Source organism: Plantactinospora sp. CA-294935 (assembly GCF_050936445.1).
GTDB lineage: Bacteria > Actinomycetota > Actinomycetes > Mycobacteriales > Micromonosporaceae > Plantactinospora.
In genome coordinates this window covers 9,076,090-9,092,266 of the sequence record NZ_JBNJMU010000001.1, presented here as the reverse complement: position 1 = coordinate 9,092,266, position 16,177 = coordinate 9,076,090, and the positions used below count along the sequence as shown (strand labels likewise).

Genomic DNA, 16,177 nt, shown 5'->3' with positions numbered 1-16,177 from the left:
GCACCGATGAACCCCGATCGAAGCCGGACTGACCTGGTCGGCGACTCCAGCGGGCCGGCGACCGTCGCCGGGTCCGCCAACATCCTGCCGGCGCTGGTCGCCCGCCAGGTGGCGGCCACGCCCGACGCGGTCGCCGTGCTGGCCGGCGACGTCGAGGTGACGTACGCCGAACTGGACCGCCGGGCCAACCGGCTGGCCCGGTACCTGCGTGGCCTCGGTGCCGGGCCCGACACGCTGGTCGGGGTCTGCCTGCCCCGCGACGTGGACCTGGTCGTCGCGCTGCTCGGCGTCTGGAAGGCGGGTGCCGGCTACGTACCGCTGACTCCGGACCACCCTCGGGACTGGGCGACCTGGGTGCTGACCGACACCGGCGCCGGGATCGTGCTGACCGGATCGGCTCACGCCGACCTGGTGGCCGGCACCGGCGCCCGGGTGGTCCGCCTCGACGACATCTCGGCCGAGCTGGCCGGGCTGCCCGACGAGGCGCCGGTCAACCCGGCGACCGGGGACGACCTCGCCTACGCGATCTACACCTCGGGTTCCACCGGCCGGCCCAAGGGCGTGATGATCAGCCACGCGGCGATCGCCAACCGGGTCGACTGGGCGGTGCGGCAGCACGGCCTCGGCCCGGCCGACCGGGTGTTGCAGAAGACCGCGCTCACCTTCGACGCGGCCTGCTGGGAGTTCTTCGCCCCGCTGGTCAGCGGCGGCACCGTGGCGCTCGCCCCGGTCGGCGCCGAGCGCGACCCGGCGGCGCTGGTCCGGGCGATCAGCCGGTACGGCGTCACCGTCTTCCAGGGCGTGCCGTCGGTGCTCCGGCTGGTCGCCGACGATCCGGGCTGGCGGGACTGCACCTCGCTGCGGCTGCTCTTCTCGGCCGGCGAGCCCCTGCACGCCGAGCTGTGCCGCCGGCTCACCGACGGGCTCAAGGTCACCCTCTGGAACACGTACGGGCCGACCGAGTGCGCCATCGACGTGACCGCGCACCCGTACGACCCGGCGCTGCCGACCGGCCCGGTGCCGATCGGCCGGCCGCTGGCCAACCTGCGGGTACTGGTACTCGACCCGAACGGTGACCCGGTGCCGGTCGGGGTCGCCGGTGAACTGCACGCCGGCGGGGTCGGGGTGGCCCGGGGCTACCTCGGCCGGCCGGACCTGACCGCCGAGAAGTTCGTCCCGGACCCGTACGGGCCGCCCGGGTCCCGGCTCTACCGCACCGGCGACCTGGTGCGGTGGCGGGCCGACGCCACCCTGGAGTACATCGGGCGGCTCGACCACCAGGTCAAGGTGAACGGGGTCCGGATCGAGCCCGGTGAGGTGGAGTCGGCGCTGGTCGCCCACCCGGACGTCAGCGCCGCCGTGGTGCTGGCGGTGGAGACCGCCGAGGGCGGCAAGCGGCTCGTCGGGTACGTCACCGGGGAGCGGGTGCCGGCCGCCGACCGGCTGCGTACCTTCCTGCGGGACCGGCTGCCCGACCCGATGGTCCCGGCCGCCTTCGTGGCCCTGCCGGAGTTCCCGCTCAACAGCAGCGGCAAGGTGGACCGGGCCGCGCTGCCGGCGCCGGACGCCGCGGCCGAGGACGGCCGCCCGCCGTACGTGGCGCCGCGTACCGCCGCCGAGCGGCTGGTCGCCCGCTCCTGGGCGGAACTGCTCAAGGTGGACCGGGTCGGCGCGCACGACGACTTCTTCTCGCTCGGCGGCTCCTCGCTGCTGCTCACCCGGCTCGCCAACCAGCTCCGGGCGGCCTCCGGCAGCAAGGTCGCCCTGCGCGGCCTCTTCGCCGCGCCCACCGTGGAACAGCAGGCGAAGCTGATCGCGGTGCCGTCCGACGACGGACCGCCGATGGTCCCGGTGTCCCGGACCGGGCCGCTGCCGCTCTCCTTCGGGCAGCGCCGGCTCTGGTTCCTGGACCGGCTGGAGCCGGGCAACACCGAGTGGGTCGCCCCGCTCTTCGTCCGGCTCGGCCCCGAGGTCGACCAGAGCACCGTCCGGCGGGCGTTGGACACGCTGGCCGGGCGGCACGAGATCCTCCGTACCCGCTACGTCGAGGACGACGGCGAGCCGCGCCAGGTGATCGACGCACCGGGGCCGGTCGAGCTGCGGGTGGTCGAGGCCGACTCCGCCGACCTGGAGACGGTGTTCCGGGGCGAGTTCGAGCGCGGCTTCAACCTGGCCACCGGCCCGGTCTGGCGGGCGCTGCTGGTCCGCTTCCCGGGCACGCCGACGCCCACCCCGCCGACCTCGGTGCGGATTCCGGCCACCTCCGGCCGTGCCCCGGCGGGCGAGTCGGTACTGCTGCTCACCCTGCACCACATCGCCTGCGACGGCTGGTCGTCGGTGGTGCTGGAGCGGGAGCTGCGGGAACTCTGCGCGGCGACGGTTGCCGGACGTGCCCCGGAACTGCCGGAGCAGCCGGTCCAGTACCCGGACTTCGCGAGCTGGCAGCAGGGCTGGCTGACCGAGGAGGTGCTGGCGGCCGAGCTGGCGTACTGGCGGAAGACCCTCGACGGGCTCGGGCCGCTGGACCTGCCGACCGACCGGCCCCGACCGGCCCGCCGCGATCCCAAGGGCGCGCTCGCCCCGTTCACCATCCCGACCGAGCTGGCCGCCGCGATCCGCGACCTGGGCCGGCGGTACGGCGCCTCGCCGTACATGACGATGCTGGCCGCGTTCAGCACGCTGCTCGCCCGGTACGCCGGCCGCTGGGACGTCGCCGTCGGCACCCCGGTGGCCGGCCGCAACCGGCCCGAGCTGGAGGACATGGTCGGGTTCTTCCTCAACTCGCTGGTGCTGCGGCCGAACCTGGCCGCGGGAATGCGGTTCGGCGAGGCGCTGGAGGCGACCCGGGAGGTCTGCCGGGCCGCGTTCGCGCACCAGACGCTGCCGTTCGAGCAGCTCGTCGACGACCTCCAGCCGGACCGGGACATGTCCCGTACCCCGCTGTTCCAGGTCGCGTTCGACCTGCACGACGAGGGGCTGACCGGCGGTGCGGTGCGGGCCGACGACCTGGCCGCGTTCACCGAGGCGTGGCAGATCGCCAAGACCGACCTGACGCTCTTCATCCGGGTCCAGGAAGACGGCACGATGCTCGGCGCCCTGGAGTACGCGACCGCGCTCTTCGACCGCTCCACCGTGGACCGGATGGGCGGGCACCTGGTCCGGCTGCTCCAGGCGGTCACCGCCGACCCGGAGCTGCGGCTCGGCGCGGTGGACTTCCTCGACCCGGTCGACGAGGTGATCGGCACCGGCCGGAGCGACCCGTTCCGTACCGGTATCCCGGACCGCTGCCTGCACCAGGTCTTCGAGGAGCGGGTGCTGCTCGCCCCGGACGCGGTGGCGGTGACCTTCCAGGACGTCTCGTTGACGTACGCCGAGGTGAACGCCCGGGCGAACCGGCTGGCGCACCGGCTGCGCGCCTCCGGGATCGGGTCCGGCTCGCTGGTCGGGGTCTGTCTGGAGCGGGGCCTCGACCTGGTGCCGACCCTGATCGGGGTGCTGAAGTCCGGTGCGGCGTACCTGCCGCTGGATCCGGCGCAGCCGGTGGACCGGCTCGGCTTCATGGTCGGTGACGCGGGCGCCCCGGTGGTCGTGACGCAGGCGTCGCTGGTGGAGACGGTCTCCGGGTTCTTCGACGGCGACCTGCTGGTGCTCGACCAGGAGGACCTGTCGGGGCAGCCGGTGGAGAACCCGACGCCGGTCTCCCGCCCCGACGACCTGATCTACGTGATCTACACGTCGGGGTCGACCGGGCGGCCGAAGGGGGTCTGCCTGACCCACGCCAACGTGCTCCGGCTGTTCAGCACCACCCATCCGCGGTTCGGCTTCTCCGCCGACGACGTGTGGACGCTGTTCCACTCGTACGCCTTCGACGTCTCCGTCTGGGAACTCTGGGGCGCACTGGGCTACGGGGGCCGGCTGGTGGTGGTGCCGCGCGAGGTGACCCGGCTGCCGGACGAGTTCCTGGAGCTGCTGGTCCGGGAGCGGGTGACGGTGCTCAGCCAAACCCCGTCGGCGTTCCGCGCCATGGTCGGATTCGCCCGGGACGGCAACCCCTGGCTGGACCGGCTGTCGCTGCGTACGGTGGTCTTCGCCGGCGAGAAGCTGGAGATGGCCGAGCTGGCGCCCTGGGTGGCCCGGTTCGGTGACCGGACGGCGCTGGTCAACATGTACGGCATCACCGAGACGACGGTGCACTCCACCTATCACCTGGTGCGCCCGCAGGACATCACCGGATCCGGCAACCCGATCGGCTATCCGCTGAGCGACTCCCGGATCTACCTGCTGGACGGCTACGGCAACCTGGTCCCGGTCGGGGTGCCCGGCGAGATCCACGTCGGCGGCCCGTCGGTGGCCCGGGGCTACCTCAAGCGGCCGGAGTTGACCGCGCAGCGGTTCGTGCCGGACCCGTTCGCGGTCGAGCCGGGTGCCCGGATGTACCGCAGTGGTGACCTGGCGAGGCGCCGGCCCGACGGTGGGCTGGACTTCCTGGGCCGGATCGACGACCAGGTGCAGATCCGGGGCTACCGGGTCGAGCTGGGCGAGATCAAGACTGTGCTCGCCGCGAGCCCGGGCGTCCGGGACGCGGTGGTGCTGACCGACGAGCCGGAGCCGGGCCAGCCCCGGATCGTCGCCTACTACGTACCCGATGCCGACAACCCGCCGGTCGTCCCCGAGCTGGCCGGCCACTGCGGCAGCCGGCTGCCCGACTACATGGTGCCGGGCGTGTTCGTGCCGCTGACGAAGATTCCGCTCACCGCCAACGGCAAGCTCGACCGTCGCGCGCTGCCGACCCCGGCCCGGACCGTCGCCGAGCTGGACGCGGCGGGCCACGTCGCGCCGCAGGGCCCGGTCGAGGAGCGGATCGCCGAGATCTGGGCCGAGCTGCTCGACGTCGACGCCGGTACCCAGACGAACTTCTTCACCGTCGGCGGCCACTCGATCCTCGCGGTCCGGCTGGCCTCCCGGATCCAGGAGGAGTTCGAGATCGACCTTCCGGTCCGGACCGTCTTCGAGCGGCCCACGATCGCGCGGATCGCCGAGGCGGTCGAGGAGCGGATCCGCGCCGAGATCGACGAGCTTTCCGAATCCGACCTGCTGGCCGGCCTGGCGTTGCTGAAGGAGCAAAAAGGATGAGCACGGGCGAGGGCACGATCGAGCGCAGTGTCGAGGCGGCCCGGGAGGAACTGCTGCGGGCCCGGCTCGCCGGGCGGCTGCGCGGCGCCCGTCGCGCGGCGCTGACCCGGGTGGACCGGAACGGCCCGCTGCCGCTCTCCTTCGGGCAGCAGCAGATGTGGTTCCTGAGCCGGCTGGACCCGGGTAGCTGGGAGTACCTGGTGCCGCTCGCGCTGCGGCTGCGCGGCCCGCTGGACTCCGCCGCACTGCGCCGGGCGCTGACCGAGCTGGTCGGCCGGCACGAGATCCTGCGTACCCGGTACGCGCTGGTCGCGGGCGAGCCGATCCAGGTGATCGACCCGGCCGGTCCGGTGCGGCTGGCGGTGTCGGACCTGACCGACCTGCCCGAGGCGGAGCGGGAGCGCCGCGGCTTCGAGCGGGCCGCCGAGGAGCCGTCGATCCCGTTCGACCTGGCCACCCAGTGGCCGGTACGGGCCCGGCTGGTCCGGCTGGCCGACGACGACCACCTGCTGGTCGTGGTCTTCCACCACGTCGCCTGTGACGCCTGGTCGGTCGGGGTCTTCGCCGAGGAACTCAGCGAGCTGTACGCGGCCGCGCTTGCCGGCCGCCCCAGCACCCTCGCCCCGCTGCCGGTGCAGTACGCCGACTACGCCGCCTGGGAGCGGAACCGGTCGGAGGCGGAGCACCAGCGGCACCTGGACTACTGGCGGCGGCAGCTCGCCGGGGTGCCGCCGCTGGACCTGCCGGCGGACCGGCCCCGGCCGGCGACCCGGGACTGGGCCGGCGCGGTGGTCGAGGTGGAGCTGCCCGCCGGGCTCGGCGGCCAGCTCCGCGACCTTGCCCAGCGGCACGACGCGACCCTGTTCATGGTGCTGCTCACCGGCTACCAGGCGCTGCTGTCCCGGTACACCGGCGGCACCGACATCCCGGTCGGCACGGTGGTGTCCGGGCGCAACCGGCCCGAGCTGTCCCGGCTGATCGGCTACGGCATCAACAGCCTGGTGATGCGGGCCCGGTGGGACTCCGACATCACCTTCGGCGAGCTGCTGGCCGCCAACCGGCAGACCGTGCTGGCCGCCTTCGACCACCAGGAGGTGCCGTTCGGGCAGCTCGTCGACGAGCTCCAGCCGGAGCGGGACATGTCCCGTACCCCGCTGTTCCAGGTCGCCTTCACCATGCACGAGTCGGGCGCCGGCGGGTACGCGATGCCGGGGCTGGCGGTCTCCCCGCTGGACGCGCTCTCCCAGGTCTCCCGCTTCGACGTGACGCTCCAGATCCAGGAGGGCGCCGACGGTGGGCTGCGGGCCCACCTGGAGTACGCGACCGCGCTCTTCGACGGGTCCACCATGCGGCGGATGGGTGGGCACCTGGTCCGGCTGCTGCAGGCCGCCGTCGCCGATCCGGGTCGGGCGCTTTCCGCGGTCGACCTGCTGGACGACGCCGAGCGGGCCGAGGTCACCGGGGTCGCCGACCCGTTCCGGATCGACGCGGTGCCGCCGACCCGGACCGTGCACCAGGTCTTCGAGGAGCGGGTGGCGACCGCGCCGGACGCCGTCGCGGTGGCCTTCGAGGGCACCGAGCTGACGTACGCCGAGGTGAACGCCCGGGCGAACCGGCTGGCGCACCGGCTCCGCGCGCTCGGCGCGGGGCCGGAGTCCCTGGTCGGGGTCTGCCTGGAGCGGGGCATCGACCTGGTGCCGACCCTGCTCGGCGTGCTGAAGTCCGGTGCGGCGTACCTGCCGCTGGACCCGGCGCAGCCGGTGGACCGGCTCGGCTTCATGGTCGGTGACGCGGGCGCGTCGGTGATCGTGACGCAGTCGTCGCTGGCCGGGACGGTCGCCGGCTTCTCCGCCGGTGCCGTGGTCAACCTGGACGAGGAGGACCTGTCGGGACTGCCGGCGGAGAACCCGGTCCCGCTCTCCGGCCCGGAGAACCTGATCTACGTGATCTACACGTCGGGGTCGACGGGGCGGCCGAAGGGCGTCTGCCTGACCCACGCCAACGTGCTCCGGCTGCTGACCGTCGGCGAGACCCACTACCGGTTCTCCGCCGCCGACGTCTGGCCGCTGTTCCACTCGTACGCCTTCGACGTCTCCGTCTGGGAACTCTGGGGCGCGCTGCTCTACGGCGGCCGCCTGGTGGTGGTGCCGCGCGAGGTGACCCGGGTACCGGACGAGTTCCTGGAGTTGCTGGTCCGGGAACGGGTCACGGTGCTCAACCAGACCCCGTCGGCGTTCCGCAGCCTGGTCGGGTTCGCCCGGGACGACGATCCCCGGCTCGCCGCCCTGGAGCTGCGGGCCGTGGTCTTCGCCGGCGAGAAGCTGGAGATGGCCGAGCTGGCGCCCTGGACCGACCGGTTCGGCCTGGACCGCCCGGCCCTGCTCAACATGTACGGCATCACCGAGACGACGGTGCACTCCAGCTTCCACCAGGTACGCCCGCAGGACATCACCGACCCCGGCAACCCGGTCGGGTACCCCCTCGGCGACCTGCGGATCTACCTCCTCGACCAGTACGGCAACCTGGTCCCGGTCGGGGTGCCCGGCGAGATCCACGTCGGTGGTCCCGGCGTGGCCCGGGGCTACCTCAAGCGGCCGGAGTTGACCGCGCAGCGGTTCGTGCCGGACCCGTTCGCGGTCGAGCCGGGTGCCCGGATGTACCGCAGTGGTGACCTGGCGAGGCGCCGGCCCGACGGTGGGCTGGACTTCCTGGGCCGGATCGACGACCAGGTGCAGATCCGGGGCTACCGGGTCGAGCTGGGCGAGATCGAGACCGTGCTCGCCGCGCACCCCGGGGTCCGGGACGCGGTGGTGGTGGTCCGGGAGGACATCCCCGGCGACAAGCGGCTGGTCGGCTACCTGGTGCCCGAGGGCGACCAGGTGCCGAGCCCGGCCGAGCTGCGCGAGTTCCTCGCCCGGGGCCTGCCGGAATACATGGTGCCGGCCGCGTTCGTGCCACTGGACCGGATTCCGCTGACCGCCAACGGCAAGCTCGACCGCCGCGCGCTGCCCGCACCGGACCGCGCCGCACTCTCCGGCGAGCAGGTCTACGTGGCCCCGCGTACCCCCGTGGAGGAGCGGGTGGCGGCGATCTGGCGGGACGTGCTCGGGGTCGAGCGGGTCGGCGTGCACGACAGCTTCTTCGACCTCGGCGGCCACTCGATCCGGGCGGTCGCCCTGGTCGGCGAGCTGCGGGCGATCGGACTGGACGTCTCCGTCCGGGACGTCTTCGCGCACCGTACCGTCGCCGAGCTGTGCGGGATCCTCGACGGCCGGTCGGCGCCGGCCGCTACGGAGCGCCCGGTGGCGCCGTTCGAGCTGCTCTCCGCCGAGGACCGGGCGAAGGTACCGACCGGCGCGGTCGACGCGTACCCGCTGTCCCGGGTGCAGGCCGGCATGGTGGTGGAGATGCTCTCCGACGGGGAACTGCACGCGTACCACAACGTCACCTCGTTCCGGATCCGCGACGAGCGGCCGTTCGCGCTGGACGCGCTGCGCGAGGCAGCCCGGATCGTGGTCGAGCGGCACGAGGTGCTGCGTACCGCGATCGACCTGACCACGTACTCGGTGCCGATGCAGGTGGTGTACCCGACCGCCGAGATGCCGGTCGGGGAGCGGGACCTGCGGCACCTGGACGCCGCCGAGCTGGACCGGTCGCTGCGGGAGTTCACCGCGGTGGAGCGGGCCGACGTATTCGACCTGGCCCAGCCGACCCTGATGCGGCTCTACGCGCACGTCTGCGACGACAAGACCTGGTGGCTGTCGGTCACCGAGTGCCACGCGATCATCGAGGGCTGGAGCCACCACTCGCTGCTGATGGAGGTGCTGGACCTCTACCGGGAGATCCGGGACGGCGGCACCCCGGCCCCGGTCGAGGCACCGCCGGTGCGGTTCGCCGACTTCATCGGCGCCGAACTGCGCTCGCTGGCCTCGGCGGACGACCGGGACTACTGGCGGGACATCGTCGGCCGGTACGCCCGGTTCACCCTGCCGACCGGCTGGGGCGACGAGGACGCGCCGCGCGAGTCGCTGATGCTCGGGGTGCCGTTCCACGACCTGGAGTCCGACCTGCGCAAGCTGGCCAGCCGGGCGAAGGCGTCACTGAAGACGGTGCTGCTCGCCGCGCACCTGAAGGTGATGAGTCAGCTCACCGCCGAGGAGTCGTTCCTGACCGGCCTGGTGCTGCACGGCCGGCCCGAGGAGGTCGGCGCCGACCGGGTCTACGGGATGTACCTGAACAGCCTGCCGTTCGGCTACGACCGGGGAGCCCGGACCTGGCTTGAGCTGGTCCAGCGGACGTACGCCCGGGAGATGGAGATCTGGCCGCGCCGCCGGTTCCCGATGCCGGAGATCCAGCGCGAGTTCGGCGACGGCCAGCGGCTGATGGACGTCCGGTTCAGCTACCACGACTTCGACCAGGTCGACCGGGATCTGGTCGACTACATGGCCAGCATCGACGACAGCCCGACCGAGTTCCCGCTTGCCGTGGCGGTCCGGCTCGGCTACGTGACGATGGCGGTCAACCCCCGGGTGCTGAGTCGGGCCAACGGCGACCGGATGGGCGCCATGTACCGGGCGGTGCTGGAGGCGATGGCGGCGGACCCGAACGGCGACGCCCGGGGCACCTTCATCGCCGACGAGGAGCGGCAGCGGCTGGTGGTCGAGTGGAACCGCACCACCGCCGAGCCGGCCGGACCGGCCGTGCCGGAGCGGTTCGTCGCGCAGATGTCGGCCAATCCGCACACGGTGGCGGTCGAGTGCGCCGGCCAGCAGCTCAGCTACGCCGAACTGGACGCCCGGGCGAACCGGCTCTCCCGGCACCTGCGCGCCTGCGGCGTGGTGCCGGAGTCGGTCGTCGGGGTGCTGCTGGACCGGGGCCCGGAACTGCTCGTCTCGATGCTGGCGGTCTGGAAGGCCGGCGGCGCGTACGTGCCGCTCGACCCGGCTCACCCGGCCGACCGGCTCGCCGACATGCTCGCCGACGCCGGTGCCCGGGTGGTGGTGACCGGCTCCGGCTACGCGGACCGGTTCCCGGACGTCCCGGTGCGGGTCCTGGTCGACCGGGACGCGCCGACCATCGCGGACCAGCCCGCGACGCCGCTCTCGGTCCCGACCGATCTTGACCGGCTGGCGTACGTGATCTTCACGTCGGGGTCGACGGGTCGGCCGAAGGGTGTGGCGGTGTCGCATCGTGGGTTGGTCAACCATGTGTCGTGGGCGGCGCGGGAGTTGGCTGGTCGTGGTGCGGGTGGTTCGGCGTTGTTCTCGTCGGTGGCGTTCGACCTGGTGGTGCCGAACCTGTGGGCGCCGTTGGTGTCGGGTCAGCGGGTGTGGTTGGCGGCTCCGGATCTGGACATGGCGGATCTCGGCCCCGAACTGCTGGCGGCGGGCCCGTTCAGCTTCCTGAAGCTGACCCCCGGCCACCTGGAGGTGCTGGCGCACCAGCTCGCCCCGGGCGAGGCCAGCGGGCTCGCCGGGATCACGGTGGTGGCCGGCGAGGCGTTCGGCCGGCACACCCTGGAGCGCTGGCGCGAGTGCGCCCCCGATGCGGAACTGGTCAACGAGTACGGGCCGACCGAGGCGTCCGTCGGCACCTGCGTCTACCCGGTGCAGGGCCCGCAGACCGCCGACGTACTGCCGATCGGCCGTCCGTTGCCGGGGATGGCGATGTACGTCCTGGACGTTGATTTGTCGCCGGTTCCGGTGGGTGTGTTGGGTGAGTTGTATGTCGGTGGCATCGGTGTGGCTCGGGGTTATGTGAATCGGCCGGAGTTGACGGCGGAGCGGTTCGTGCCGGACCCGTTCGGTGCTGTTGCCGGGTCCCGGTTGTACCGGACCGGTGATCTGGTGCGGGTGTTGCCGACCGGTGATGTGGAGTTTGTTGGTCGGGTGGACGACCAGGTGAAGGTGCACGGGTATCGGATCGAGTTGGGTGAGGTCCGGTCGGTGCTGCTGGAGCATGATGCGGTCCGCGATGCGGTGGTGGTGGCGGTGGGTGCGGCGTCGGACAGGCGTCTGGTGGCGTACTGCGTGTCGGCCGACGGTGAGTTGGACGTGGCCGGGTTGGCTGCGCATGTCTCGACGCGGTTGCCGGAGTACATGGTGCCGGCGGGGTTCGTGTCGTTGGATGCTCTGCCGTTGAATGCGAATGGGAAGGTGGATCGTCGGGCGTTGCCGGATCCGGATGCTGCTGCGGTGGATGCGGGTCCGGTGTTTGTGGGGCCGCGTACCGGGGTGGAGGAGCGGATTGCTGGGGTGTGGCGGGAGGTGCTGGGCCTGGATCGGGTTGGGGTGACGGAGAGTTTCTTCGATCTGGGTGGGCATTCGATTCGGGCGGTGGCGTTGGTCGGGAAGTTGCGGGCGGCCGGGTTCGAGGTGGCGGTCCGGGACGTGTTCCAGTACCGCACCGTCGCCGAACTCGCCGAGAAGCTGGCCGGCCCGGTGCCGGAGGCGACCGGTACGACCGTCGACGGGCCGACCGTGGCGCCGTTCGCGCTGATCTCCGAGCAGGACCGGGCCGAGCTGCCGGCCGGGGTGGTCGACGCGTACCCGCTGTCGCAGGTACAGCTCGGCATGGTCGTCGAGATGCTGGCCGACAGCGACCTGCACGCGTACCACAACGTCACCTCGTTCCGGCTGCGCACCGAGCAGCCGTTCGGGCCGGACGCGCTGCGCGAGGCGGCCCGGATCGTGGTGCAGCGGCACGAGCTGCTGCGGACCTCGTTCGACCTGACCACGTACGCGGTGCCGATGCAGCTCGTGCACGGCACCGCCGAGATCCCGATCGCGGTACGCGACATCCGGCAGCTCGACGCCGCCGGGCGGAAGCAGGCGATCCGGGAGTTCACCGCGGCGGAACGGGCCGAGCTGTTCGACCTCGGGGTGGCTCCGCTGCTGCGGTTCGCCGTGCACGAGGAGAGCGACGAGGCGTGGTGGATGTCCGTCACGGTCTCGCACCCGATCACCGAGGGGTGGAGCCACCGGGCGATGCTGACCGAGCTGCTGGAGCTGTACCAGCAGATCCGGGCCGGCGGAGCACCGGCACCGGCGACCCGCCCGGCGGTCCGGTACGCGGACTTCATCGCCGCCGAACTCGACTCGCTGGAGTCGACGGAGGACCGCGACTACTGGCGCGGCATCGTGGACGGGTACACCCGGCTGTCGCTGCCGACCGGCTGGGCCGCCGACCCGGCGACGCCCCGGGAGCCGTACTCGGTCACCGTGCCGGTCCGCGACCTGGAGCCGGAGCTGCGGGCGCTGGCCACGGCGACCCGTACGTCGTTGAAGGCGGTGCTGCACGCGGCGCACCTGAAGGTGATGAGCCAGCTCACCGACGAGCCGGCCTTCTACACCGGGCTGGTGTGCAGCGCCCGACCCGAGGTCGACGGCGCCGACCGGGTCTACGGGATGTATCTGAACACCCTGCCCTTCGCCCACCGGCGGGGAGCGGCGACCTGGGGTGAGCTGGTCCGGCAGGTCTTCGACCGCGAGGTCGAACTCTGGCCGCACCGGCGCTATCCGATGCCGGCGATCCAGCGTGAGCTGGCCGACGGCCAGCGCCTGCTGGACGTGCGGTTCAGCTACCAGGACTTCGACGCGGTCGACACCGAACTGGTCGACGTGGAGTCCGGCCTCGGCGAGGGGGCCACCGAGTTCGGCCTGGCCGTCGCCGCGATGACCGGCAGCCTGGTGCTGACCGCCGACACCCACATGCTGAGCCGGCCGGACGCGACCCGACTGGGCGCGATGTACCGGGCGGTGCTGGCGGCGATGGCGGCAACCGGTGCCGGCGGCGACGCCCGGGACAACCACCTGCCGGCGGACGAGCGGGAGCGGCTGCTCGGCGAGTACGCCGTCAACCCCGCCACGGCGCCGACCCGTACCGTGCCGGAGCTGGTTGCCGACGTGGCCGCCGCGCACCCGGAGCGGACCGCGGTGGCACTCGGCGAACTGGAACTCGACTACGCGGAGCTGGACGCCCGGGCGAACCGGCTGGCCCGGCACCTGCGGTCCCGGGGCGTGGGGCCGGAGTCCCTGGTCGGGGTGCTGCTGGACCGGGGACCGGACCTGATCGCCACCTTCCTGGCGGTCTGGAAGACCGGTGGCGCGTACGTGCCGCTGGACCCGTCGTTCCCGGCCGACCGGGTGAACACGATGCTCGCCGACGCCGGTGCCCGGGTGGTGGTCACCCGGTCCCGGCACGCGGACCGGTTCGACCCGGCACTGGACTGCGTCCTCGTCGACACCGAGCGCCTGGAGATCGGCAACCGTCCGGCGACCCCGATCGCCGAACCCGCCGACCTCGACCGGCTGGCGTACGTGATCTTCACGTCGGGGTCGACGGGTCGGCCGAAGGGTGTGGCGGTGTCGCATCGTGGGTTGGTCAACCATGTGTCGTGGGCGGCGCGGGAGTTGGCTGGTCGTGGTGCGGGTGGTTCGGCGTTGTTCTCGTCGGTGGCGTTCGACCTGGTGGTGCCGAATGTGTGGGCGCCGTTGGTGTCGGGTCAGCGGGTGTGGTTGGCGGCTCCGGATCTGGACATGGCGGATCTGGGTCGGGAGTTGGTGGCCGCCGGGCCGTTCAGCTTCCTGAAGCTGACCCCCGGCCACCTGGAGATCATCGGCCAGCAGGCCGAGGACGCCCAGCTCGCCGCGCTGGCCGAGGTCGTGGTGGTGGCCGGCGAGGCCCTGCCCGGCCCGGTCGCCGAGAACTGGCGCCGGATCCTCGGCGACGGCCGCCTGGTCAACGAGTACGGGCCGACCGAAGCCTCCGTCGGCACCTGCGTCTACCCCGTCACCCGCACACCCGACTCCGAGGTCGTCCCGATCGGCCGTCCGTTGCCGGGGATGGCGATGTACGTGCTGGATGTGGATCTGTCGCCGGTTCCGATCGGTGTGTTGGGTGAGTTGTATGTCGGTGGGGTTGGGGTGGCTCGGGGTTATGTGAATCGTCCGGAGTTGACGGCGGAGCGGTTCGTGCCGGATGCGTTCGGGTCTGTTCCGGGTGCTCGGCTGTACCGCACGGGTGATCTGGTGCGGGTGTTGCCGACCGGTGATGTGGAGTTCGTCGGTCGGGTGGATGACCAGGTGAAGGTGCATGGTTATCGGATCGAGTTGGGTGAGATCCGGTCGGTGTTGTTGGAGCAACCGGCGGTTCGGGATGCGGTGGTGGTGGCGGTGGGTGCGGCGTCGGACAGGCGTCTGGTGGCGTACTGCGTGCCGGGCGGCGGTGAGTTGGACGTGGCCGGGTTGGCTGCGCATGTCTCGACGCGGTTGCCGGAGTACATGGTGCCGGCGGGGTTCGTGTCGTTGGATGCTCTGCCGTTGAATGCGAATGGGAAGGTGGATCGTCGGGCGTTGCCGGATCCGGATGCTGCTGCGGTGGATGCGGGTCCGGTGTTTGTGGGGCCGCGTACCGGGGTGGAGGAGCGGATTGCTGGGGTGTGGCGGGAGGTGCTGGGCCTGGATCGGGTTGGGGTGACGGAGAGTTTCTTCGATCTGGGTGGGCATTCGATTCGGGCGGTGGCGTTGGTCGGGAAGTTGCGGGCGGCCGGGTTCGAGGTGGCGGTCCGGGACGTGTTCCAGTACCGCACCGTCGCCGAACTCGCCGAGAAGCTGGCCGGCCAGTCGGCCGCCGACCAGCCGGCCGAGGCCGGTCCGGTGGCGCCGTTCGCCCTGGTCTCCGAGCAGGACCGGGCCGAGCTGCCGGCCGGGGTGGTCGACGCGTACCCGCTGTCGCAGGTACAGCTCGGCATGGTCGTCGAGATGCTCGGCGGGGTGGGTGGCAACCGCTACCACAACACCAGCTTCTTCCGAATCCGTGACGAGCAGCCCTTCCAGCCGGAGGCGCTGCGCGAGGCGGCCCGGATCGTCGTGCAGCGGCACGAGCTGCTGCGGACCTCGTTCGACCTGACCACGTACTCGGTGCCGATGCAGCTCGTGCACGGCACCGCCGAGATGCCGGTCGAGGTGTGCGACGTACGGCACCTGGACGACCGGGGCCGGGAACAGGCCCTGCACAACCTGATCGCCCGGGAACGGGCGAACCTGTTCGACCTGGCCAGCCCGCCGCTGCTCCGGATGGCCGGCTTCGTGGAGGGCGACGACGCCTGGCGGCTCGGCTTCACCCAGTGCCACGCGATCACCGAGGGCTGGAGCCAGCAGTCGCTGCTGATGGAGGTGCTCGACCTCTACCGGCAGCTCGCCGCCGGCAAGACCCCCGACCCGGTCACCGCGCCCGAGGTCCGGTACGCGGACTTCATCGCCGCCGAACTCGACTCGCTCGGGTCGGCCGTGGACCGCGACTACTGGCAGGGGATCGTCACCCGGCACGCTCGGTTCACCATGCCGGCCGGCTGGGGCGGCGCCGCCGACGACGCCGGCAGCTTCCGGATCCCGGTCGGGTTCCCTGACCTGGAGCCGGGCCTGCGGGCGCTGGCCACGGCGACCCGTACGTCGTTGAAGGCGGTGCTGCACGCGGCGCACCTGAAGGTGATGAGCCAGCTCACCGACGAGCCGGCGTTCTTCACCGGGCTGGTGTGCAGCGCCCGACCCGAGGTCGACGGCGCCGACAAGGTGTACGGGATGTACCTCAACACGCTGCCGTTCGCACACGACCGGACGGCCGGCACCTGGGGCGACCTGGTCCGGCAGGTCTTCGACCGCGAGGTCGAGCTCTGGCCGCACCGGCGCTATCCGATGCCGGCGATCCAGCGCCAGGTCGGCGGTCGGCAGCTCATCGAGGTGATGTTCAGCTATCAGGACTTCCACCAGGTCGACACGGATCGCGTCGACGTGCGGGCCGGTGCGGGCGACGCCGCCAACGAGTTCGCGCTCGCGGTGTCGACCGGCCCCGGGCACCTGATGCTGCGGGTCCGGCGCTCCGCGCTGACCCCGGAGAACGCCGAGCGGGTGGTGGCGATGTACCGGGCGGTGCTGGAGTCGATGGCCGCCGGTGCCGACGGCGACGCCCGGGTGACGTACGTGCCGGCGGGGGAGCTGGACACGGTGTTGACCGACTGGAACGACACGACCGTGGAGTGGTGAGA

At 72.3% G+C, this 16,177-nt stretch carries 2 protein-coding genes; both read left to right on the top strand.

The features are described from left to right. The first annotated feature begins 6 nt into the window (after positions 1-6). The gene (locus tag ACQEVC_RS39480) at positions 7-5,133 is read left to right on the top strand and encodes an amino acid adenylation domain-containing protein (protein ID WP_432888655.1); all 5,127 of its coding nucleotides are present in this window, start codon (positions 7-9) and stop codon (positions 5,131-5,133) included. Then, a complete protein-coding gene (locus tag ACQEVC_RS39475; RefSeq protein ID WP_432888653.1) occupies positions 5,130-16,175 on the top strand; it encodes an amino acid adenylation domain-containing protein in 11,046 nt (3,681 codons plus the stop codon). The genes ACQEVC_RS39480 and ACQEVC_RS39475 overlap by 4 nt, the downstream gene beginning before the upstream one ends. Positions 16,176-16,177 lie beyond the last annotated feature (2 nt).